Source organism: Paenarthrobacter sp. CC6 (genome assembly GCF_040560085.1).
Taxonomy (GTDB): domain Bacteria; phylum Actinomycetota; class Actinomycetes; order Actinomycetales; family Micrococcaceae; genus Arthrobacter; species Arthrobacter nicotinovorans.
Genome location: NZ_JARDAN010000008.1, coordinates 100,592 through 123,756 on the forward strand (window position 1 = coordinate 100,592; position 23,165 = coordinate 123,756).

The window sequence follows — 23,165 nt, forward strand, 5'->3', positions numbered from 1 at the left end:
TACATGGCACTGGGAACCGTAAAGTGGTTCAACGCTGAAAAGGGCTTCGGCTTCATCACCCCGGACGACTCGGATGGGGACGTTTTCGTTCACTACTCCGAGATCCAGACCGGTGGTTTCAAGACCCTCGATGAGAACCAGCGCGTTCAGTTCGAGATCGGCCAGGGCGCCAAGGGCCCCCAGGCCACCGGCGTTACCGTCGTCTAGTCTTAACCGTTGATTTCTGCTTCCCGCAGAAACGACTAACAGGTTGGCCCTGGCTTTCGAGCCGGGGCCAACCTGTTTAAATCCGGGTTCAACGGCATAAGGCAGTTCAATAGCCCGCCGCGGGGTCCCATTACGACAGTGACTGTTACTAAACGTGAAGAAAGCGAAGAAAGGGCAACGATAAAAGGATTGACAATTCAACCAACCAATGTCCGGAGCAGCCTGGCGGAATGTCGAACCGACAGCCCGGGAAGGTATGCCCGGCTGAGTGCCCGTCCCATTGCCGGCAGATGCAGCGGGTCCTGGTAATACATGTACAGCGTCCGGTACTCAGGTTGGAATCGTGACTTAAAGGACGCAAGGGACCGAAACCCATAAACGGGCTCCAAGGCCTGACCCACGACATCCAGCAGACCCGCCAGGCCTTTGGCCTGCTGTTCGATCTCACCCTTTTCCCGGGCAAGCGGCGAGCCCGACAGGGAGATGACTTCCACTGAATCGCGCAAGTGGAGGACAGCCGAGGCGATGAGGAATTCCATCACCCCGGGGAAGGCATCGCCGCGCCGTCGCATGAAGTCCAGAGTCCAGCTGACGATCTTCCCGTCTTCGAAAACCGGCAGCCAACTGGTTACGCCATGGACATGGCCGGCGTCATCCACCGCTACGCCGCAGAGGACCTCATCGTCCTCGAGCTCATCCAGGCCTCCCAATGTGAAGCCCATTTCCGGGATCTTCTTTTGGGCCGCCCATTCCTCGGACACCTCACTGATCTGTGTGCGTATGCCACTGGGCAGTTCAGAGAACCTGCTCCAGCGTGCCGTAATGCCCAACTTCGCCGCTCGATTCAGGGAGGTCCGGACGTTCTGCCATTCCTTGCCGCGGAATTCCAAGCCCCGGATCCGCAAACGGGTTTCCTGGGCGACCGCCACCCGGCGGAAGCCGCGCGCCTCCAGCATGGGCCACAGCTCATCGGTACAGGAGTAAAGGCAGGGGATCAGCGCGTGCTGCGAGCAGTACTCCAAGAAGCCGCCGGCTGTTTCCACATGTTTCCCGGCCGGCCCGAACGGACCCGCCATCGTCAGGGCCACATGCCCGTGTTGCTGGTAGGCCACTCCCCCGGTCCCGTCCGGTGCAAACCAGTATTTGTTCGGCTCCCACAGCGCCATCCACGACAATGAGTCGCCCCCGGACTTCACTAGGTGACGGGCCTGCCAACGCGCCTCGTGGTCACGGCCTCCCGTATGGTTCCCGCGGATGAAAAGGACCCATACCCCAACCAGCGCGACCAGCCAGAAGACAGTGCCGGAATAGGAGAACAGGAACACTTCCAGCACGTCACGCTCGGCGAAGACCTTCCGGTAAGCCCCCGGAAGCGGAACAGGAAGATATTGCCTGGCAAGCTCCGAAGCCAAGCCGAGGAGGCCACCGTCCCGTGACATGCCCCCGGAGGAAAACCACACGATGCAATAGGCGAGACCAAGCCCGGCGCCGGTCAGGCCAACAGACCAGAACACCCTGCGCCGGAGACGGTGCGCGGAGACAACACGGAAGTGTCCCCGATAGGCGAACAACAGCACAGCGAGGATCAGGGGCACCAGCACCAGCGGGATGAGGTGCACTACGGCCGAGCTCATCATCCCTGAATGCGGACGGCCCTGTGGCCTTGGGATGGTGGCAAAAAGTCCCAGGTAGATGGCCGAAAGCACAACCACGAGCACCTGCACGCCTACCGCGATGCCCAGCGCGAGACGGCGTCCGCGCCTCATCCCGTCAGCGCAGATCAGCAGGAGCACCACAGGCACCACGGCCAACGCCAGTCCGAAGGGACCTGTGTAGCCTTGGCGTCCCAGCTCCAAACAGGAGACATCGATGCTGCCCCCGCAGTTGCTCTCAAGCTGGCCCAGTGTAGGTATCGGATTGAGGATGACATCCCGGAGCAAGGCCAACGGACCCGAAGGGCTTTTCGCAGCCGCGGTCACGATAGGACCCACCGCAAAAATTGCCATCGTCAGGGACAGCAGGTTCCGGACTTCCCTGCCTGTGGACCTGTGCAGGTGGAGATGCCCCTGGCTGCTTTGGGTCCACCAGCCCGCCGCCAAACCGATCAAGGCTCCGAGGAAGCCCACCACCGTTTCCGCGTGGCCCACGTACAACACAAGGAGCAAGGAAATTGACAGCACCACTGTCCGCAGGCGTCGTTGCCACAGCATGGGAAGGAGCGCGCTGGCCGCCAAACACGTGGACAGGACTGCTGCATAGGGTCCGATCAGCCGGGTTTCGGCCATCCGGGCCAGCCAATCGTCGTCGAAGGCTTGCGCGACCTGCGTGACCAACAGAAATGCCGACACACTGGCAAACTGGCTGCCGAAAAATACAGCCGCGGTCTTGAACGAGCCGAAGCGCCGTTCGGCAAGCCCTAGAAGGAAGACGATCATCAGGACAGCAGTGACGTAAGCCAAGGGGTTGGTCGTGAAGAAGAGCGAGGTCCAAATCGACCACCACTCACCCGATTTGAGACCAGCCAGGCTGACGCCTGCCACCCGCAGCCAGGTGTCCGGAGGCCCCGTGACGAAGCTGCCGGAGATGATGGATAGCGCCACAAACAGCGCCAGGACGCCGACGGTGAAAGGGGTGCGCCGGACGTGCTGCGCGGCCTGCCGCAATGCAGGCAAGATGACCCCTCTGACAGCAAGGCTCACTTGCGCAGCCCCCAACGCGTGGCGAGGAAGTCCAGGCCACCCGGCATTCCGCGCACTACGGCGTCCCAGGAATGACCAGCGTTCCGGATGGTGTGCTCTTCGGTTTGGAAACCGGCGCTTGCGGCACTTTGGGCCAGTTCGTGCATGTAATTGGTGAACTCGTTGTCCGTTGCGCCGGCGGCGAAGTACACACCGCTGCCGGCAAAGGTGCGCTCCCCCATCAACGCCAAAGGCGTCCGGGATTCAAAAGCCGCGACGTCGCCGTCGAACGAGTCCGCAATGGTCTTGTTGCGGTCCTTGGCGAGGGCAGGCTCACGCTCCGCCGAGAAAGCCAGTACCGATGGAAAAATGTCCGGGTGTGCCGTGCCCATTTGCAGCGCACACGTCCCGCCGAAGGAGAATCCGCCCACAGCCCACTGCTTGTGGTCCGTGGAAACGTCAAGGTTCTCGGAAATCCAGGCTGGAACGTCCTTCGAAAGGTATGTGTCTGCAGGGGCTATCCGGCTGTCCATGCACATGGTGTTGGCGCTGCCGGACCCGTTGGGATCCACCACCACGGTTACCGGTGAAATGCCCTGATGGGCTTCAGCGAACCGGTCCATTTGTGCCCGCAGCTGACCGCCCGTCAACCAGTCCGCAGGGCCACCGGGTTGACCGGAAAAAAGGACCAGCACGGGAAGGACAGGCCGTGGGGTGGTCTGATATGCCGGCGGAAAGTAGATATACGCTTCGCGGGCACTGAAGCCCGACACAGATCCGGGAATCGCGGCCTTACGCAGAATGCCGTTGGACGGCATGGACTCAGGTGCCTTCCATGCCGAAGCCAAGGGACCGGGCGTGGAACCGGGAGAACGCTTGAGGCTCTGCTCCAGCGGTTGGATGCGTGCAACAGCGGTGCCCAGGAGGTCGGCCACCGTATTGTTCAACCCGAAATACAGATTGACTTGGACAGCGCTGAGCAAGATGACCCCAAGCATCGCCAGGGTACTGAACCCGCGACCCTTCCAGGAATTACGCGGAAAACGTGCGGTACAGAGCAGGACGGCCGCAACTGCCGGGACGGACCAGGCCACCGTCTCGAACGGGAGGTTCTCTGAAAACGCGGCCAGCACGTCCACGAGGATCCAGTGGACCAAAGTCACCAGGCCGATGGAAGCCAACAGGGAGGCGGGAACAAGCAAAAACCAGGACCGCTTCCGCCGCCACAGCAGGTAGGCTGCCCCTGCCACGCCGCAAACGATGCTGAACCACAGAAACGGGCCACTGACGAGGCTGACGTCCAACAGGAAGTCCATAACGCCTAACGCCAGGTTCCGACGCCGATAACCGGCCCGGCCTCCAGCCAGGAGGACAGCCCGGCATAGGCATCAAAGTTCATCGCAAGCATGAACTTGTTGCCTTCGTACTGCAGTTCAACCACTACGACCCCGGGCTGGACTTTGACGAGCTCGTCCTCAGTCGGTTGGCGGCGCCCGAGGAGCTCCAGTGAACTGCGTTTGAACTTATGTTTGGGCACCACACTCAGCGACATCAGGCGGAACCACTCGAGATCATTGTCCTGATAACGACAAACCCCCATCTGCCAGCTGTTTCCAGCCGTGCAAATGGAGGCGTCGATCGTGCCGAGGGCGCGCCGCAGATTGAAGCGGCGCACCCCCAAAAGGCACAGTGAAATGATCAGCAACGTGAACGCTGTTGCCAAGGCGATGAACGGAATGAGGGAATCGTCCATCAAGGTCGTGCTATCGGATCCCCGCTGTAGCCGCTTCGCCCAGTTTGGCGTTGTCAGCAACAATGACCACGCGATCGTTGTCCACGGAGAAGAACCCACCGTCAACAACTACAGCGATCCGGTCACCGGAAACCGGCTGGATTGCCAGCTCGCCCTCGGCCATGATGGCCAAAAGGGGCGAGTGGCCCGGCAGGATTCCGATTTCACCATCGCTGGTGCGGGCCTTCACCATCTTGGCCGCTCCGGACCACACGAAGTGGTCCGCCGCGACAATCTCAACCTCGAGCTCAGCCATACTACTTGGTCTGTTCCTGGATCTTGGCCCAGTTGCGCTCGACGTCATCCAGGCCGCCGACGTTGAAGAACGCCTGCTCTGCGATGTGGTCCAGCTCGCCGTCGCAGATGGCGGTGAAGCCTTCGACGGTGTCCTTGATGGACACGGTGGAGCCTTCGACGCCGGTGAACTGCTTGGCGGTGTAGGTGTTCTGGGAGAGGAACTGCTGGATACGGCGTGCACGCGACACGACGATCTTGTCCTCTTCCGACAGTTCGTCAACACCGAGGATGGCGATGATGTCCTGGAGTTCCTTGTTCTTCTGCAGGATCTGCTTAACACGGACAGCCGTGTTGTAGTGGTCCTTGCCGATGTACTGGGGATCCAGGATACGGGAGGTCGACGTCAGCGGGTCAACGGCCGGGTACAGACCACGGGAGGCGATTTCACGGGAGAGTTCCGTGGTCGCGTCGAGGTGTGCGAAGGTCGTGGCCGGAGCCGGGTCGGTGTAGTCATCAGCCGGCACGTAGATGGCCTGCATCGACGTGATGGAGTGACCCTTGGTGGAGGTGATGCGCTCCTGGAGCAGACCCATCTCATCAGCAAGGTTCGGCTGGTAGCCCACGGCGGACGGCATACGGCCGAGCAGCGTGGAAACTTCCGAACCTGCCTGCGTGAAGCGGAAGATGTTGTCGATGAAGAGCAGCACGTCCTGGTTCTGGACATCGCGGAAGTATTCCGCCATTGTGAGCGCGGACAGGGCCACGCGCAGACGCGTTCCCGGCGGCTCATCCATCTGGCCGAAGACAAGGGCGGTGTCCTTGAGGACGCCGGCCTCTTCCATTTCAACCCAGAGGTCGTTACCTTCACGGGTACGCTCGCCGACACCGGCGAATACGGAAGTACCACCGAAGTTGCGGGCAACACGGGTGATCATTTCCTGGATCAGAACGGTCTTGCCCACGCCGGCGCCGCCGAAGAGGCCGATCTTTCCACCCTTGATGTACGGGGTGAGAAGGTCGATGACCTTGATGCCGGTCTCGAGCATCTCCGTGGAGCCCTCGAGGGAAGCAAAGCTCGGAGCCTTGCGGTGGATCGGCCAGTAAGCGTCGGCCTTGATCTCGGACTCTTCAACGTCCAGCGGCTTGCCGAGTACGTTGAAGATGTGGCCCTTGACGCCGTCGCCAACGGGCACGGAGATCGGAGCGCCGGAGTCCTGGACGGTGGTACCGCGGACGAGTCCGTCGGTAGCCTGCAGGGAGATGGCGCGGACGAGGTTGTCACCCAGGTGCTGGGAGGTCTCGAACGTGATGGTCTTGGTCTGACCGTTGAGAGTAATCTCGGTGGTCAGAGCGTTGTAAATCGAGGGGATTGCGTCAGCCGGGAATTCGACGTCGACAACCGGACCAATAACACGGGCAATGCGGCCGGTGGCACCGGCCGTTGCTACGTGTTCGGTAGCAGTGGCAGTCATCTCTCTCACTTCACTCAGTAGATGGCGTGGGTTAAGTTTATCTGTTTGTTGCAGGTGCGGCTTCGAGCCGAATCCGTTGCAGGCTAGGACGCGAGAGCGTCGGCGCCGGCCACGATTTCGGAAAGCTCCTGCGTAATCTCGGCCTGGCGGGCCGTGTTGCGAAGGCGCGTGTACTTCTTGATCAGATCCGTCGCGTTGTCACCGGCCGACTTCATTGCACGCTGGCGGGCTGCGAGCTCGGAAGCTGCTGCCTGCAGCATGGCTGCGAAGATGCGGGACTCGATGTAACGCGGAAGCAGTGCGTCAAGCACCTGCTCTGTTTCCGGTTCAAACTCGTACAACGGCAACAGCTCGGACTCCGAGGTTGCTTCCTCTTCGACGACCTCCAGCGGAAGCAGACGGATAACCGTCGGTTCCTGCGTCACCATGGACTTGAAGCGGGTGTAGACAACGTGAATTTCATCCACGCCACCCTCTTCGAAATCCGTGGAGAAGTCTTCGAGAAGTGCAGCTCCGACTTCCTGCGCGGTTTCGAATTCCGGTGCGTCCGTGCCACCGGTCCATACGCGGGCGTAGGACCGATTGCGGAAATCGAAGTACGCCTGAGCCTTGCGGCCAACCAGGTACGCCTTGACTTCCTTGCCTTCTGCGTGAAGAAGCTCGAAGAGACCTTCGGCCTGCTTGAGCACGCTCGCCGAGTAGGATCCTGCAAGGCCACGGTCCGATGTAACGATCAGGACTGCGGCGCGGCGGATCTGCTCCGGTTCGGTGGTCAGCGGGTGGTCGATTTCGCTCTGAGTTGCGACAGCAGAAACGGCGCGGGTAATCGCGTTCGCGTAAGGCAGTGAAGCTGCTACGCGGGCGCGGGCCTTACCGATGCGCGAGGTAGCGATCAGTTCCATCGCCTTGAAGATCTTGCGCATCGACGTCGTCGAGCTGATCTTCTGACGGTAGACCCGAATCTGGGCTCCCATACTTATCCTTTCCTAAGTTCCCGATGTGCTGCCCTGCCGGGGCCCTTGCGGACCCCGGCAGAGCAGGTTATCGAAACTAGCGCTTCTGCTTGACGATCTTTTCCTGGTCGACGTCGCCGCCGGAGATCGCTGCGTGCTCTTCGTGGCCAGCGCCAACCAAGTGGTTGTCGCCTTCGCCGAAGAAGCCCTTCTTGAAGGACACAATGGCTTCCTTCAAAGCTGCAGCGGTGTCGTCATCCAGGACGTTGGTCTGTGCCAGCGTGGTCAGGATGGAGGACTTGTGCGTGAGGTGCTCCAGGAACTCGGACTCGAAGCGGCTGATGTCCTCAACCGGAACGTCGTCCAAGTAGCCGTTGGTGCCGGCCCAGATGGAAACAACCTGATTCTCGACAGGGAACGGCGAGTACTGGCCCTGCTTCAGCAGTTCCATGAGGCGTGCACCACGGGTCAGCTGCTGACGGGAAGCAGCATCCAGGTCCGAGGCGAACATGGCGAATGCCTGCATGTCGCGGTACTGGGCCAGGTCCAGCTTCAAGGTACCGGAGACCTTCTTCATGGACTTGACCTGTGCAGCGCCACCAACGCGGGAGACGGACACACCAACGTCAACAGCGGGGCGCTGGTTGGCGTTGAAGAGGTCCGACTGGAGGAAGATCTGACCATCGGTAATGGAGATCACGTTGGTCGGGATGTAAGCGGAGACGTCGTTTGCCTTGGTCTCGACGATCGGAAGACCGGTCATCGAACCTGCACCGAGCTCGTCGGAGAGCTTGGCACAACGCTCCAGCAGACGGGAGTGCAAGTAGAAAACGTCACCCGGGTATGCTTCGCGTCCCGGCGGACGACGCAGCAGAAGGGACACGGCGCGGTAGGCTTCGGCCTGCTTGGACAGGTCATCGAAGATCACCAGAACGTGCTTGCCGCCGTACATCCAGTGCTGGCCGATGGCCGAACCTGCATACGGCGCCAGGTACTTGAAGCCAGCAGGGTCGGACGCCGGGGACGCCACGATGGTGGTGTACTCCAGCGCGCCGTGGTCCTCGAGGGTCTGGCGGACGGCTGCGATGGTGGAAGCCTTCTGGCCAACACCGACGTAGACACAGCGAACCTGCTTGGTGACATCTCCGGAAGCCCAGTTGGCCTTCTGGTTGATGATGGTGTCGACGGCGATGGCCGTCTTACCGGTCTGGCGGTCACCGATGATCAGCTGACGCTGGCCACGGCCGATCGGGATCATGGCGTCGATAGCCTTGAGGCCGGTCTGCATCGGTTCGTGAACCGACTTGCGTTCGGTGACGCCCGGAGCCTGGAGTTCCAGTGCACGGGTGGCCTCGGCCTTGATCTCGCCGAGGTCGTCGATCGGCTGGCCCAAGGGGTCGACAACGCGACCCAGGAAGGCATCGCCAACCGGAACGGACAGGATTTCACCGGTGCGGTGAACTTCCTGGCCTTCTTCAATACCGGTGAAGTCACCGAGGATAATGACACCGATCTCGCGGACGTCAAGGTTCTGGGCCAGGCCCAGCGTGCCATCTTCGAAGCGAAGCAGCTCGTTCGCCATGACCGAGGGAAGACCCTCAACACGGGCGATGCCGTCACTTGCGGTGGTCACACGACCAACCTCTACGCGCTCTGCGTTACCGGGTTCGTAGGACGCCGCGAACTCGTTCAACGCATTACGGACGTCGTCGGCGTTGATGGTCAATTCGGCCATCTGCAGTCCCTGCTCTCCTGTTTTCGTGATCATCGTTGCTCACGATGACCGGGTTTTATATCAGTTAAGTTGTGCTTTGTCTTCGCTAGCCAGCGAGCTGACGGCGGAGTTCGCTGAGGCGGGCAACTACCGAAGCGTCGAGCACTTCGTCACCTACCTGGACACGGATTCCACCGATCAGTGCGGGGTCAACATTTACGTTGACCTTCAGTTCGCGGCTGTACAGGGCGTCAAGTCCGGCCTGCAGACGGCTGGCCTGCGTTTCCGTCAACGGACGGGTAACGCTGACAGTTGCAATCCAGCGCTGCTGACGCTTGGCTGCAAGCTTGGCGAATGACTCGACGAGCTTGCTCGGCTTGACACCGCGCGGCTGCGTAACTGCCTGGCTGATGAGAACCTTGGCTTCCTCGCTGCTGCCAGGAACAAGCTTCTCGGCCAATGCAATCTTCGCCGCGGGCGATGCCTGCGGCTCAGACATAGCACGTTGTACTTCGTGGCTGGAGGCGACGGCCTGGTTGAAGGCAAACAGATCGTTTTCCAGCTCTTCCAGCCCCGTGATACCGGAGGCAGAAACGGCCGACTTGTTTTCAGCTACGGCAATGACCACCGTGGCGGCAAGCGTCTCGAGTGCATCGCCGATATCGCGGGCCGATGCCCAGCGTGAGCCGGCCAATCCACCTGCAATCTCAGCAGCATCAGCGGAGACTTTTCCGCCAACCAGCTGCTTGACCAGCGCCGACTTTTCGTCTCCTGAACGGGACGGGTCAGTCAGGGCGCGGCGCAAGCCAGCCGAGCTGTCCACCGTTCCCAGGATTCCGAAGAGGTCCTTAGCCAACTGCAGCGAAGCGAAGGGAAGCTTGGCTTCCAACTGCGCCAGCGCTGTGGTCAGCGATTCGCTCGATATACCTGCCATTATTTAGCTGCACCTGCGCTCTGGGTCTCCAGATCTGCCAGGAAGCGGTCCACGACGCGGGCGGCGCGCTCGTCGTCGGTGAGTGCTTCACCAACGATGCGGCCGGCCAGGGTGGTGGCCAGGGTGCCGACCTCGGAACGAAGCGAGACAACAGCTGCCTGGCGCTCCGATTCGATGGCGGCGTGTGCCTGCTCGGTGATGCGTGCAGACTCCGCTGCAGCCTTGGCCTTCAGGTCCGCGAGGATCTGGGCGCCTTCGGCGCGTGCTTCTTCGCGGATGCGGTTGGCCTCGGCCCGGGCGTCGGTGAGCTGCTGCTTGTATTCTTCAAGTGCAGCAGATGCCTCAGCCTGGGCCTTCTCAGCCTTGGCGATACCGCCTTCGATGGCTTCCGCCCGCTCTGCGAACGTCTTCTCGAACATCGGGACAACAAACTTGACCACGATGAACATGAGAACGGCAAAGCTGATTAGGACAACGCCCATTTCCCAAAGGTTGGGAGTGAGGGGGCTGACCTCTTCGCCCTCTGTGGCGGCTGAGATGATCAGCTGATTCATATTTCACCCGTCGTTTTCTACTCGGTTCTGGATGTTCGCTCGTTATGAAGTCTGGCTAGAGAACGAGCGCGAAGACCAGGCCGAGAATGGCGAGGGCTTCAGTCAGGGCGAGGCCCAAGAACGCGATGGGCTGCAGGACGCGCTGAGCTTCCGGCTGGCGTGCAACACCGTTGATGTATGCGGCGAACACGAGGCCAACACCGATACCACCGCCGATTGCGGACAGACCGTAACCTACGAGGTTGAGAGTGCCTTCCATTTTTCTTCCTTTCAAGATGCCAGCTCTGTGGCAGGTTGTTTGGGTTGCTTCATCCCCGCTGCGGGGGAAGTTGAGGGTGCCTAGTGGCTATCGGCGTGAAGCGCGCCTTCAATGTAGATAGCCGTCAACAGCGTAAAAACGTATGCCTGCAGCACCATAATCAGCGCCTCCAGCATGTACATGGCAATCGCGCCGACAAGGATCAACACCGATGTGCCCTGGAGCAGGATGTTCTCCTGGGAGATCAGGAATTCGATACCCGCGCCAGCGATCATTACGATCAGGTGTCCTGCCAGCATGGTTGCGAACAGACGAAGGCTGTGCGTAACGGGGCGGACGAGGAAGTTGGAGATGATCTCGATCGGAATGATCAGCGGCAGGATGTATGCCGGAACTCCAGAAGGAACCGTGGCCAACTTGAAGTAGCGCAGACCGTTCTTCTTGATGCCAATGGCAATCCACGTGATGTAGACGATGGCTGCCATCACATAGGTACCGCCTACGTGAGAGAAGGTAGGAAGCTGAATGTACGGAATTGCTCCGTAAATGTTGTTCACCAGGATGAAGAAGAACAAACTAAACAGCAGCGGGACGTACTTCATGAAGTCCCTGCCACCGATGATGTCCTTGGCGATGCTGTTCCTCACGAAGCCGTAGGCCATCTCGCCTGCGAACTGCAGCTTGCCAGGAACCAGCTGCTGCTTACGTGCAGCTATCACAAAGAAGGTAGCAATGATGACGACCGAAAGGATCACCAGCAGCATCTGCTTCGAGAATCCTTCTGCCGCACCCCACGGCAGGATTGCCGGCAAATGCATTTCGTTAATACCAGGAGGGGCAAACTCTCCTGAGTCTTTGGCCGGGAGCGCAAGCGCGATCAACGCGTTTCCTCTCTGCAGTGTCCATCATTGGGCGTTTGGTGGGTTCCTGCAGAAGCATGGCCTGCTGGTTCCCTTGTGAAATTATTTGGCATTGCTGGGACCGTCTTTGGACGGGCCGCTGGCAGCACGGTCGCCACCAGTTCGTTTTTTGCTGCCGGTGAGGCCATGCATGTAGGACAAGTAAAATCCTCCGAGAGCTCCAAGCAGAGCGCCTGCGAGCACAATCCAGCGGGTACCCCACAGATTATCCAGACCCCACCCTATCAAACTCCAGACGATGATTCCGCCAGTTATATAGCTGAATACGGCCATACCATCGTTGTAGCCCGCACCACCGCTACCCACTTCTTGACCGGCCCTTTGGCCGGATCGCTTTGGCTCAGACATCGCCGGTTCTTTCACTGGAGTTGGGGTCGTTGAAGGTTTGAAGGCGCGCCTTGCTGAAGCCATAGAGCTCAGCAGCCTGCCACATAACCACGGTCACAATGGCACCGATCACGAACCACCGCGAGTGCAGCCACTCAGGTCTGCCGATCGCGAAAAGTATTACGGCGAAACCGACGACCTTTACGAAGTATGTAGCAACGAACAAGCCAATGGCCCCGGAGGGATTATTTCGTCCTACGTAGTGGCCCACCAACAGACTGATGCCGAAGAACACCATCACCAGCAGTCCACCAAGAACCTCCGACAGAGCACCCGCTGGGCCGTCCATGAGGGCGGCCAAGGCAGCAGCAACGAGCAGACCTGCCGATCCCACAATGGTGCTGAGCTTTAGAAGATGCAGCCAAAGCGAGGGCGTGGCACCGGAAGCTTCAAGAGGACCATTGCCCGGCTCAGGCCCGGGCTCGGCGTTTGAAGCCATGGAGATCCCTATCGTCATCTGTAAAAGGGGAAGTGTGCAGCAATGCACTGCACCTGAATTCTACACGAGATAGAACAGGTGCAGGCCATGCCAGCAGTTTTCCACCTAATGGTCACCGCTGACACGCCAAGCCAACTGATGCCGAAGAGACTGACTCGCGCATCGCACGCCAGATGTTCACAGAGGCCAGTCTTCGCAGCCATGCACTCAATGCGCGGACGCCCTACCCTCGCGGAGTGTGGGATTCCCACCTCTTCAAATCACGCAAAAGAACCCGGTTCCAGCTAGCGCTGAAACCGGGTCCTCTTGTACTTCCAACCCTGATCGACTCCTGCTGGCTAGCAGGATCCAATGGCATAAATATTAATGATCGGATTCCACAACGGACTAGTAATTCCGTCGGTCACACCCGGGTTGAGGCACCTCGTGTCGCTGCCAACATTGTAGTCGAGCCGGACAAGCACCTTGCCCGAACCGCAGTGGTTGTAAGCCGACGTCTGACCCGCGATCCAGTAGCTGGTGCCTAGAAAGCCACACGCCGTAGCCGTAGTTGATGCCTGAGCTTCCACGGCACTTCCAGTTCCGGCTGAGGCCTGAGCAGACATAGGCGCCAACGCCACCGAACCCAAGGCCAGTGCCCCGACAGCGGCAATCTTTGCAAATCGTCCCATACTTTTGACTCCCCCAAATATCGATCCCGAGTTGCAGGATCACCGAATGCCCATCGCTTGACATCACTTTTACATCATTTGCAATGGACTTGACTGCACCATGGTTACAGGCTTGTCACAAGTTGTCAAACAATGGGAACGCTGCAGACCCTGTTGGTGAAATGGGGTGCGCGGTGAGGGTTCCGTCAGGATCAGCCCCGTCCAAAGTCCAGCTCGGCAACTTGAAACTTAGAGAGCGGAGTCGTTCTTGGTCCGGCGAATGTAAGGCCACGCCGTCACGACAGCCATGACCAGCGCGGCGGCGATGACGATGATCAGCACCATTTGCCAGGGGAACACGGCAAAGGCGACGCCACCGAAGGCCAGGATGCAGGTCCACACGTACAACATCACGACGGCGGTGCGGTGCGAGTAGCCCAGGTCCACCAGCTTGTGGTGAAGGTGCCCGCGGTCAGCCGACCACGGAGACTGCCCCCGCGCTGTTCTCCGGACAACTGCCATGCCCAGATCCAGGAGGGGAAGGGATAGGACGGCAAACGGCAGCAGGATAGGAACGATCGTGGGGATGCCGTTCGCGCGGTCATACAGGCCGGAACCGATTTGTCCCGTGGCAACGACGCCAGCAGAGGCCATGAGGAGTCCGATGAGCATCGCCCCGGAGTCTCCCATGAAGATCTTCGCCGGGAACCAGTTGTGGGGCAGGAAGCCAATGCAACTGCCCACCAGGATGGCCATCAGGAGGGTTGCGAGGTCCGAGTTGTCGGTGGAGGGGTTGTTCCGGTGGACCCAGTAGGCGGTGAGGAAGAACGCTCCTCCCCCGATGATGGCCACGCCGGCCGCCAGGCCATCCAGCCCGTCAATGAAGTTGACGGCATTCATCGTGGTCACGATCAAACCTGCGGTAAGGACTATCTGGACTACTTCGGAGTCCAGGAAAATGGGTTCGGGAATGAACGGCACTACGGACATCCGAACGCCCCAAATGGCCACGATGAAGGCGGCAGCGCCCTGGCCCAGGAGTTTGATCCACCAGCGGATATCCAGGATGTCGTCGGCGACCCCCACCGCCACAATCACCACGGCACCTGCCAGGATTCCCCAGGGAGCATCGTTGTGCCTGAAGATGTCCTTGACGAAGAAGGAGTTGGACGCCACCACAAGTGCGGCGAAAAAACCCACGAAAATACCCAGGCCGCCAAGCTTCGAGATCAAGGCGGAGTGCATGTCACGGCTTCGGATGGGCTGGTACAAACGAAGCTTGTTTCCGACGACGCGGGCGCCCCATGTTCCCGCGTAGGCCACAACGGCGGCCGTGAGTGCCATCAGCAGATACATGATCATGGGGCGACTCCATGGAGCAGCCCGCTGGACGTTGCGGACACCTTGACCAGGGCACGCGGCCCGGGCGCTGCAGAGAGGGGCAACTCAGGGCAGCTCAGGGTGTGGAATTCTGTCAGTGGATAAATGGAACTACTCCGTCGCCATGCCTGCACCGGCTGTGCCGAATGTTGCGGGATTTCTGTGGACTCTAGTCACGATACTAATGCCAATGGCCGTGACCACCCTGTGACGCAGCCGCAAGGCCGCAGCTTGTTTTGGCTGCGACCTGGCTGTTTGGGTGTTACCGGGCGGGCTCCTGGACGTCGCGCAGAGAGTAGATTCCGTCCAGTACCTCCGCGTTCGAACGCGGAGCCCTCAAGGCGTGCCGCAGGCCCTTGAAAAGCCCGTCCAACAGTACCCTGCGGTTGGACGAAGCAGCGATGGTCCGCGTCCAGTTGCGGAGCGAAGCCCCCGTGAACAGGACTTTTTCCCAAGGGGCCAAAGCGTTCGAGCGGGTGTAAACCCAGAGCTTGTTCCGCACCTCGTAGTAGAAGCGAGGCCCAGGATCTGCTCCTGCGTCGCCGAAGACTTTCGTATGGTGGTTGGCCACGGACGCGTTCGTGGTCAAAGCGATCCCCCGACGGGAAATCCTGGCCGTGTACTCGAGGTCGTCGTTCCAGATGAAGTAATCTGCGATCGGAAGTCCGTGCTGTTTGATCTCTTCGGCACGGATCAGCACCGACACAAAGGAAGCACTCCGGATCTGCGTAGCCCCGATGCGGGCAGCGGCGCTACGGGCGTCGTCGCTTGCGCCCATCCGGGGACGCATTCTGTTCATGGGGTGGTCCCGTCCGTCGCTCCACACAACGCGGCTTGCTATGAATGCCGGGGCTTCCCCGGTCTGCTGCCGGTAGGCATCGGACACCTCGAGGGCTTCGCGCAGAGCGGCCGGCTGCGGTTCCGTGTCGTCATCCATGATCCACACGTGGTCCGCGTTGTGATCCAGAACGGCACGTTCCATACCGACGACGAATCCTCCTGCACCGCCAACGTTGGTGTTCAATGTGACGACGTCGGTTGTCACCGGTCCTTGGTACTGCTTGAGGAATTCGGCGGTTCCGTCGGTGGAAGCGTTGTCGACGACGACGATCGCATCCGGTACCCGGGTACCTGCGCTGATGCCCTCCAAAGTGGTCTGGAGGAGATCACGGCGGTTGAAGGTCACTACCACAGCGACCACGACAGCTTGGGACGTCATTTATTTGCCTCTGGTCTTGGATGGTTGGATACGGCGCCGAATCAGCAGGGCAGCCAGCTTCCACGGTTCAACAAATACCCGGTAGGCAACCCTCCCGGGGTGCAGAACCAGGCGCCAGGCCCATTCCAGCCCCAAGCGACCCAGCCAGCGAGGCGCGAGCTTCTGGACACCCGCCACCTGCTCAATGGCACCCCCGACTGCGCAGTAGACAGCAGGGGGAAGCTGACCCAGCCTGCGATGCAGGACTGTTTCCTGAAGCGGCATCCCGAGTCCCAGCAATACAAGTTGCGGGCGGAACCCCTTCAACCACTCCACGACGGCACTTTCCAAGGACTCATCCCATGCTTCACCGGGCATCCCGTCCACAGTCGCACCTGGGACGATGGATGCCAGCCGGGCAACCGCCTTGCTGTTCGCCTCGCGGCCGGCCCCGACGACGGCGACCCGCTGAAGTCCGGGAATCTTTCCCAACTCAGGAATCCAGTCCATGGAGCCGAGCCTGTAAGCCATGGTCCCCTCGCCAATCGGCTGCAGTTGCCGTTTGTGCGCGAGTCCCCACAACATGGCAACGGGAGCGCCGTCCAAGAGGACGATGGAACCCTCCTCATAGACCGCTCGAACATCAGGGTGCGAATGCACCAAGGTGACGCTGTGGAGATTATGTCCCAATACCGTACTTGTGGTTCCGGCCGCGAGGAGGCTGCCCATGGCATCGAGAAGTTCCTGGACGCGCATCGGAGTGGCGTCCACGTCGAGGACGGGGACGCGTTGGCGTGCTGGAATCATTCCGGCTGGTTTTCGCTTGCAGCCTGGGACTTCGCTGTTGCGGGTGCAGCGTCCTGAGCGGCGTTTTTCACCGAAGCAGGCTCCTCCGATGCTTCGACAGGCGGTTTCTCGCCGGTTTCGTCCGCGGGGGCCGGCTCCTCAGCAACGTCCTCGGTGGTTGGTTCCTGGGGGGCTTCCGGTTCAGCGGCAGCGACAGTCTCACCGATGCCAAGGATCGAGGGCACGATCTCCCGGAGGCGTTCAAGTTCTATGGCCCCTTGCCGCACCACGCGGAAAGGAGTGGATGTTGCATCAACAATCGTGGAAGGCACGGCGTTGGTACCCTTGACGGGCCGGAAGCCGCCTTCAAGGTATACCTCAACGGATTCAGCCAGCTGCAGGCGTGCCTCGGAAGCCGTCTGTGCTGCTTCCTGGCCGGTCCGGTTGGCGGATGAAACCGCCAACGGCCCCGTCATGCTCAATAGATCCAAAGCAAGGTGGTCATCCGGCATGCGAAGGGCTACGGTGCCCTTGGTATCGCCAAGGTCCCAGTCCAGGGACGGCTGCGCGTGCAGGATCAATGTCAACCCGCCGGGCCAGAAAGCCTGTGCCAATGCCCGCGCGTCAGCAGGTACATCAGTTGCCAGCCCGTCCAGGGCATTAACGCGGGGAATCAGCACGGGAGGGGGCATCTGCCGGCTGCGGCCCTTGGAAGCGAGCAACATGGTTACAGCCAAAGGAGAAAAAGCGTCGGCAGCAATGCCATAGACGGTGTCCGTGGGCATGACGATGCACTTCTTTTCGCTGATGGCGCGCTGGGCGTGCTGAAGTCCTTCAGCACGCTGGTCCTCGGAAGTGCAGTTGTAGGTTGTGGTCACAGCGCTATTCTTTCACTCATCAGGCGCGATGCTTGCCAGTACCGCGCTGGTTGCACGTTCTTTGCCGTTCAAGTCAAAGTGTGTGGTGATCTCTTGCCAGCGTCCGGCGCGTTGCAGCATACCGGCGATCCATTGTGCCTGGACTTCGGCGTGCTCCATCACGAAGTAGCCGCCCGGTTTCAGGAGCCGCGCCGCAGAGGCCGCTGCCGCCGTCGGAAGTTCCATACCGTCCGTTCCCCCACCGTACAGGGCTTCGGGAGGATCGTGGAGGGCGACTTCCGGTTCCGAGGGTATCGCCTCGGACGGGATGTATGGGGGGTTGGAGACGACGACGTCGAAGGTACCGTTGTGCTCAGGAAGGGCATCCCGGAGGTCGCCCTGGATCAACGAAACCCCCAAAGGTTCGAGATTCCGCGCCGCCCAGGCGTGCGCAAAGCTGCTGTATTCCACCGCGTGGACCTCAGCGCCGGGAACTTCGTGGGCTATCGAGCCTGCAATGGCACCCGAACCCGTGCCGAGATCCACCACCTTCGGGTTTGCCATGCCCGAGACGTGGTCGATGACCAGTTGAACCACCGATTCCGTTTCCGGTCGGGGTATGAACACCCCCGGGCCCACGCGCAACTCCAGGTGACGGAAATACGCGACGCCCGTGATGTGCTGCAAGGGAACCCGGGCCGCACGCTCCAGCACCAAGTCCCCATAGCCATCAGGAGAGGGCGCATCGCCGAGGAGCATGGCACGGAGCCGGCCAAGCCCCACACCCAACAGGTGGTCGGCCAGCAACTCAGCGTCCACGCGTGGGCTGGGAACACCGGCGTCGGACAAAACGGCAGTAGCCTCGCGAACTGCGTCCGCGAGGCTCTGGCCTTGGTAAAACGTCATTAATGGACCCTGGATGCTGAAGTCGTAGGCGCTTGGGCTCGGCTATTCGCCGATGGCGTCCAGGCGTGCCTGCTCGTCTGCTTCAATTGCGGACTGGATGACGGGCTCAAGATCGCCATTCATGACGGCGTCGAGGTTGTAGGCCTTGTAGCCCGTGCGGTGGTCTGCAATGCGGTTTTCCGGGAAATTGTACGTGCGGATGCGCTCCGAACGGTCCATGGTCCGGATTTGCGATTTGCGCTGCTCGGAGTTGGCGGCGTCGATCTGCTCCTGCTGGTGGGCAAGGAGTCGGGCGCGGAGGACGCGCATGCCGGCTTCGCGGTTCTGCAGCTGCGACTTCTCGTTCTGCATGGCGACGACGATGCCCGTGGGCAAGTGGGTAATGCGGACGGCAGAGTCGGTGGTGTTCACGGACTGACCACCCGGGCCGGAGGAACGGTAAACGTCGATCTTGAGGTCGTTCTGGTTGATCTCAAGTTCTTCGGGCTCGTCCACTTCGGGGAGAACCAGCACACCGGCGGCCGAGGTATGAATACGCCCCTGTGATTCGGTCACGGGAACACGCTGTACGCGGTGCACGCCGCCCTCGAACTTCAAGCGGGCGAAAACGCCCTGTGCGGGATCGTTCGAGTTGCCCTTGATGGCGACAGCAACGTCCTTGTAACCACCGAGGTCGGACTCGGTAGCTGAAATCATTTCTGTCTTCCAGCCACGCGACTCGGCGTAACGCATGTACATGCGCAGAAGGTCGCCAGCGAACAAGGCGGCTTCGTCGCCACCTTCGCCACCCTTCACTTCAAGGATGACGTTGCGGGCATCGTCCGGATCGCGCGGGATCAACAGGCGGCGCAAACGCTCCTGCGCGGCAGGGATCTGTTCCTCCAACTGTTCAACCTCTGCGGCGAACTCCGGATCCTCGTCAGCCATTTCCTTGGCCGCTTCCAGATCGTCATTGAGCCCGCGCCACTTGTTGTACGCCTCCACAATGCCTTGGAGCTGCGCGGAGCGCCGCCCCAACTTCCTGGCAGCAGACTGATCGGCATAAACGGCAGGATCGCTCAGCTGTGCCTGAATAGCAGCATGCTCATCAAGCAATCCCTGTACGGACTCAAACATTTTCAAACCTCTTTCGACTTCTACAAGTCTAATAACTGCATCGTGGGGTCACGTACAGCCCATCTGGCGGGGCCCACATGGGCCATATGACCTCGCGTGGGGTCGGGTCAAGGATTCCGTTTAAACAAAGACCGCTCAAAATATGCCGGCCAGGGAGTGGCTTCGGGCCTGCCGGAGCCGGGCAGCTTCCGATCGCAGATCGAAAGCTACCCGGCGCAGGGGCGGGGCCGGCATATTTTGAGCGGTTAGAGCACAGCTATTTGTCGTTGTCCGACTTCGCTCCGAGCGTCGTCTTCTGAACCTGCATGAGGAACTCGACGTTGCTCTGGGTCTCCCGGATCTTGTTGGTCAGCAGCTCAAGGCTCTGCTGCTGCTCCAGTCCGGAAAGGACGCGGCGCAGCTTCCACATGATCTTGACCTCCTCAGGCGAGAGCAGGTTCTCTTCGCGGCGCGTGCCGGACGCGTTGACGTCCACAGCCGGGAAGATGCGCTTGTCCGCCAGCTGGCGGGACAGGCGGAGCTCCATGTTGCCGGTGCCTTTGAACTCTTCGAAGATGACTTCATCCATCTTGGAGCCGGTCTCAACAAGAGCCGTTGCCAGGATGGTCAGCGAGCCACCGTTCTCGATGTTGCGGGCCGCACCGAAGAAGCGCTTGGGCGGGTACAGTGCTGCGGAGTCCACGCCACCGGACAGGATACGGCCGGAGGCCGGTGCTGCGAGGTTGTAGGCACGGCCCAGACGGGTCATGGAGTCCAGGAGAACCACCACGTCCATGCCCATCTCCACGAGTCGCTTGGCGCGTTCGATGGAGAGCTCGGCAACCGTGGTGTGGTCGTCGGCGGGACGGTCGAAGGTAGAGGCAATGACCTCGCCCTTGACGGTGCGCTGCATGTCCGTAACTTCTTCGGGACGTTCGTCAACCAGCACCATCATGAGGTGGACCTCAGGGTTGTTGGTGGTGATTGCGTTCGCGATGGACTGCAGGATGAGCGTCTTGCCGGCCTTCGGCGGGGAAACGATCAGGCCACGCTGGCCCTTGCCGATAGGAGCCACGAGGTCGATGACACGCGGACCGATCTTCTTGGGGTCCGTTTCCAGGCGCAGGCGCTCTGACGGGTACAGCGGAACGAGCTTTGCGAACTCGACGCGGTCCTTGAGTTCCTCAGGGGTTTTGCCGTTGACGGATGTGACGCGAACGAGCGCGTTGAACTTCTGTCGGGCCGACTGCTGGCTGCGGTCCTCACCGTCACGCGGTGCACGGATGGCACCTACGACGGCGTCACCCTTGCGGAGGTTGTACTTCTTGACCTGTGCCAGGGAGACGTAGACGTCGTTGGCGCCGGGGAGGTAGCCGGACGTACGGATGAACGCGTAGTTCTCCAGAACGTCCAGGATGCCTGCCACGGGAAGCAGGACGTCGTCCTCGGTAACCTCGACGTCGTCAACGTCCGGTCCCTGGGCGCGTCCACGACGACGTTCGTTGCGATCGCGGAAACGGTCGCTGCGGGTGTTGCCGTCACGGCCGTCCTGGCCGCCCCGGCGGTCGCTGCGGTCGTTCTGGTCGTTTCGGTCACGGCGGTTGCGGCGGTTGCGGCGGTTGCCGGTGTCGTCGCCGTCGTTGTTGTCTTCACGACGGCCACGGTTGTTGTCGCGGCGTTCGCGCTGCTGGTCGCCGGAGTCGGCCTGCTCACGCTGCTCACGCTGTTCCGTGCGGTCGTTACGCTGCTCACGCTGCTCACGCTGTTCCGTGCGGTCGTTACGCTGCTCACGCTGTTCCGAACGGTCGTTACGCTGCTCACGCTGTTCCGAACGGTCGTTGCGCTGCTCACGCTGTTCCGTGCGGTCGTTGCGCTGCTCGGCTGCCGGCGCTTCCGCTGCTTCAGCCGGAGCTGCGGCAGCTTCGCCGCGGCGACGGTTGCGGGTACGGGGCTGACGACGTTCGGAGCCCGCATCGGTTGCTTCGGCCGCGGCCGGCGTTTCGACGGCGGGTGCTGCTTCAGGCTCGGAGGCGGTGGCAGTGGTGGTCGCGGCTGCCTCAGCAGCTGCAACAACGCCATCACTGGTGGCGCGGCGGCTGCGTCCACGTCCACGCCCACGGGGAGCTTCCTGGGCCGGAGCCTCGGCAGCTGCCTCAACGGGCGCACTCTTTTCCGTGGCCTTGGCTTCTGCAACCGGGGCTTCCTTGGCCACGGCGGGAGCCTTGGCCGACGTGGCCTTGGCTGGAGCCTTGGTAGTGGAGGTGCCCGCACGGTGGGCAGAGATGGCCGTAACCAAGTCCCCCTTGCGCATGCGGGATCCCCCCGAAATACCCAGCTGGCTCGCAAGAGCCTGAAGCTGGGCGAGCTTGAGGCCTGCAAGGCCGCTGCTCTTGGTTGCTGCCGTTGACGACTCAGCAGCAGAAGATGTTGTGTCCACAGCTGAAGCCAGCTCAGTGGTTTCTGTCACGAAGGATCCTTCCCCCTCGACGGCGTCCAGAGCGAGAGCTGGACGCGATGATTTGTTCTGGGCTGCAGTTCAGATCTGCAGCCGGTGATTTTGGCCGTGCCTGATGGATTGTGGCCAACAGGGCCGGATACTGATCGCCTTCACTGGATCCGGTTACCCGGACAGCCAGCCTGAAATTCAGGAAACAGAGAGTTCTGCGGCACCTGATGCAGGCCGGAAAGAGACGACACCACCAACGTTGGCACAGTTGACGAAAGGTACGGCGAAACACCGAAGTCCAAAATCAGGGAACTGCCCGCGGCTTTACCGGCGGTGCACTTCCACTCTAGCACCTTGAACGTCAACAGCCAGCGTCATCACACGCCAACCAACGTCGGGTGTGTTGGCTGCAGTAAACGAATTGATGAATTGGACCGCTGCTGCGGCTTCGTCGGAACCATTGGCAAGGATCATCACGGTTGGTCCGGCGCCGGAAACAACGGCTGCGTGCCCTGCTGCCCGCAAAGCTGCAATGAGTTCGGCGCTGGGCCGCATGGCTTGGGCACGATAGCTCTGGTGAAGGTAGTCTTCCGTACCCGGCAACAGCAGTCCGGGATCTGCCGTGAGGGCGTGGATCAGCAACGCGGCGCGTCCGGAGTTCATCGCAGCTGCGTGGTGGCCGACCGATGCCGGGAGCAGTCCACGCGCCGTCTCGGTGGACAGCTCGTAATCCGGTACAGCCACTACCGGAGTCACAGCTGGTGCCACCTCCGCACGGGTACTGCTGTACTGCTCGCTGTCCTGCCACGACAGCGCCAGTCCGCCGAAAATCGCCGGTGCGACGTTGTCCGGGTGGCCTTCCATCTCGCTTGTCAGCTGCAGGATCCACTGAGTGTCGCGCTGGGCCTCCTGCGGTACCAACGCGTTCGCAGCCGTCACCGCAGCGACCACTGCCGAGGCAGAGGAACCCAAACCCCGCCCATGGGGGTTGACGTTGTCCGCGGTGATCCGCAAGCCGGTGTGCTGGAAACCCAGACGCTCCAGTGCAAGATCGATGGCGCGCACCACGAGGTGGGTGGCATCGCGGGGAAGGGTGTCGGCGCCCTCACCGGAGAGCTCGAACTCAAGCTCTCCGGTGGTGAGGGTCTCCACCGTCAAAGTGTCGTAGATGGAGAGGGCCAGGCCCAGGCTGTCGTAGCCCGGGCCCAGGTTGGCGCTCGTACCAGGGACCTTGACGGTCAGCCGTTGGCCTGCCGCGACGATTACCCGATCGGTCGCGGTGGGCTGTTTTGATTCCACTC

Annotated in this window: 23 protein-coding genes; 1 reads left to right on the forward strand and 22 read right to left on the reverse strand. The window is 61.1% G+C overall.

Translation table 11 applies throughout. The features are described from left to right. Positions 1-3: 3 nt before the first annotated feature. The gene (locus PV760_RS09195) at positions 4-207 is read left to right on the forward strand and encodes a cold-shock protein (protein ID WP_018776337.1); all 204 of its coding nucleotides are present in this window, start codon (positions 4-6) and stop codon (positions 205-207) included. A gap of 197 nt (positions 208-404) precedes the next feature. Here the strand turns inward: PV760_RS09195 and PV760_RS09200 are convergent, their stop codons facing one another. The 22 genes from PV760_RS09200 to thrB all read right to left on the reverse strand — a co-directional run bounded on the left by PV760_RS09200 (position 405) and on the right by thrB (position 23,163). Continuing rightward, positions 405-2,921: a phosphatidylglycerol lysyltransferase domain-containing protein gene (locus tag PV760_RS09200; protein ID WP_354627612.1), complete on the reverse strand. Its 2,517-nt coding sequence runs from the start codon at positions 2,919-2,921 to the stop codon at positions 405-407. Continuing rightward, a complete protein-coding gene (locus PV760_RS09205) occupies positions 2,903-4,201 on the reverse strand; it encodes an alpha/beta hydrolase-fold protein (protein ID WP_039242042.1) in 1,299 nt (432 codons plus the stop codon). The genes PV760_RS09200 and PV760_RS09205 overlap by 19 nt, the downstream gene beginning before the upstream one ends. 5 nt (positions 4,202-4,206) lie before the next feature. Beyond that, positions 4,207-4,638, reverse strand: coding sequence for a DUF2550 domain-containing protein (locus tag PV760_RS09210; RefSeq protein ID WP_039242043.1), 432 nt, complete (start codon positions 4,636-4,638; stop codon positions 4,207-4,209). A gap of 10 nt (positions 4,639-4,648) precedes the next feature. Then, on the reverse strand, positions 4,649-4,933 hold the full coding sequence (locus PV760_RS09215) for a F0F1 ATP synthase subunit epsilon (RefSeq protein WP_018776341.1): 285 nt from the start codon (positions 4,931-4,933) through the stop codon (positions 4,649-4,651). 1 nt (position 4,934) lies between these two features. After that, positions 4,935-6,386: a F0F1 ATP synthase subunit beta gene (atpD, locus tag PV760_RS09220; protein ID WP_014922173.1), complete on the reverse strand. Its 1,452-nt coding sequence runs from the start codon at positions 6,384-6,386 to the stop codon at positions 4,935-4,937. Between the two features lie 83 nt (positions 6,387-6,469). Further along, entirely contained in the window at positions 6,470-7,360 is an 891-nt protein-coding gene (locus PV760_RS09225; protein ID WP_018776342.1) for a F0F1 ATP synthase subunit gamma, read from the reverse strand. A 76-nt stretch (positions 7,361-7,436) separates the two neighbouring features. Continuing rightward, positions 7,437-9,074: a F0F1 ATP synthase subunit alpha gene (atpA, locus tag PV760_RS09230; RefSeq protein ID WP_011775259.1), complete on the reverse strand. Its 1,638-nt coding sequence runs from the start codon at positions 9,072-9,074 to the stop codon at positions 7,437-7,439. Between the two features lie 85 nt (positions 9,075-9,159). After that, entirely contained in the window at positions 9,160-9,987 is an 828-nt protein-coding gene (locus tag PV760_RS09235; RefSeq protein WP_354627613.1) for a F0F1 ATP synthase subunit delta, read from the reverse strand. Further along, a complete protein-coding gene (locus tag PV760_RS09240; RefSeq protein ID WP_018776344.1) occupies positions 9,987-10,541 on the reverse strand; it encodes a F0F1 ATP synthase subunit B in 555 nt (184 codons plus the stop codon). The genes PV760_RS09235 and PV760_RS09240 overlap by 1 nt, the downstream gene beginning before the upstream one ends. Before the next feature lie 55 nt (positions 10,542-10,596). Beyond that, a complete protein-coding gene (gene atpE, locus PV760_RS09245) occupies positions 10,597-10,800 on the reverse strand; it encodes an ATP synthase F0 subunit C (protein WP_018776345.1) in 204 nt (67 codons plus the stop codon). A gap of 80 nt (positions 10,801-10,880) precedes the next feature. Continuing rightward, positions 10,881-11,681, reverse strand: a complete 801-nt coding sequence (gene atpB, locus PV760_RS09250) for a F0F1 ATP synthase subunit A (protein WP_026266929.1) — start codon at positions 11,679-11,681, stop codon at positions 10,881-10,883. Positions 11,682-11,762: 81 nt separating this feature from the next. Next, positions 11,763-12,068: a hypothetical protein gene (locus PV760_RS09255; RefSeq protein WP_079580533.1), complete on the reverse strand. Its 306-nt coding sequence runs from the start codon at positions 12,066-12,068 to the stop codon at positions 11,763-11,765. Beyond that, complete coding sequence (locus PV760_RS09260) at positions 12,061-12,546, reverse strand: Cg1360 family ATP-synthase-associated protein (RefSeq protein ID WP_018776347.1); 486 nt, start codon at positions 12,544-12,546, stop codon at positions 12,061-12,063. Before PV760_RS09260 ends, PV760_RS09255 begins: the two co-directional genes overlap by 8 nt. Before the next feature lie 338 nt (positions 12,547-12,884). Continuing rightward, positions 12,885-13,217, reverse strand: coding sequence for a DUF6355 family natural product biosynthesis protein (locus tag PV760_RS09265; protein WP_220034246.1), 333 nt, complete (start codon positions 13,215-13,217; stop codon positions 12,885-12,887). A gap of 228 nt (positions 13,218-13,445) precedes the next feature. Then, a complete protein-coding gene (locus PV760_RS09270) occupies positions 13,446-14,558 on the reverse strand; it encodes an MraY family glycosyltransferase (protein ID WP_018776348.1) in 1,113 nt (370 codons plus the stop codon). Positions 14,559-14,838: 280 nt separating this feature from the next. Further along, positions 14,839-15,795, reverse strand: coding sequence for a glycosyltransferase (locus PV760_RS09275; RefSeq protein ID WP_039242049.1), 957 nt, complete (start codon positions 15,793-15,795; stop codon positions 14,839-14,841). Continuing rightward, positions 15,796-16,581: a WecB/TagA/CpsF family glycosyltransferase gene (locus PV760_RS09280; RefSeq protein WP_039242051.1), complete on the reverse strand. Its 786-nt coding sequence runs from the start codon at positions 16,579-16,581 to the stop codon at positions 15,796-15,798. Further along, the gene (locus tag PV760_RS09285) at positions 16,578-17,438 is read right to left on the reverse strand and encodes an L-threonylcarbamoyladenylate synthase (protein ID WP_018776351.1); all 861 of its coding nucleotides are present in this window, start codon (positions 17,436-17,438) and stop codon (positions 16,578-16,580) included. The genes PV760_RS09280 and PV760_RS09285 overlap by 4 nt, the downstream gene beginning before the upstream one ends. A 12-nt stretch (positions 17,439-17,450) precedes the next feature. After that, positions 17,451-18,323: a peptide chain release factor N(5)-glutamine methyltransferase gene (gene prmC, locus PV760_RS09290; RefSeq protein WP_064721733.1), complete on the reverse strand. Its 873-nt coding sequence runs from the start codon at positions 18,321-18,323 to the stop codon at positions 17,451-17,453. A 42-nt stretch (positions 18,324-18,365) separates the two neighbouring features. Then, complete coding sequence (gene prfA, locus PV760_RS09295) at positions 18,366-19,439, reverse strand: peptide chain release factor 1 (protein WP_018776353.1); 1,074 nt, start codon at positions 19,437-19,439, stop codon at positions 18,366-18,368. A 256-nt stretch (positions 19,440-19,695) separates the two neighbouring features. Then, entirely contained in the window at positions 19,696-21,885 is a 2,190-nt protein-coding gene (gene rho / locus PV760_RS09300) for a transcription termination factor Rho (protein ID WP_354627614.1), read from the reverse strand. A gap of 303 nt (positions 21,886-22,188) precedes the next feature. Next, a complete protein-coding gene (gene thrB, locus PV760_RS09305) occupies positions 22,189-23,163 on the reverse strand; it encodes a homoserine kinase (protein WP_018776355.1) in 975 nt (324 codons plus the stop codon). Between the last annotated feature and the right edge of the window lie 2 nt (positions 23,164-23,165).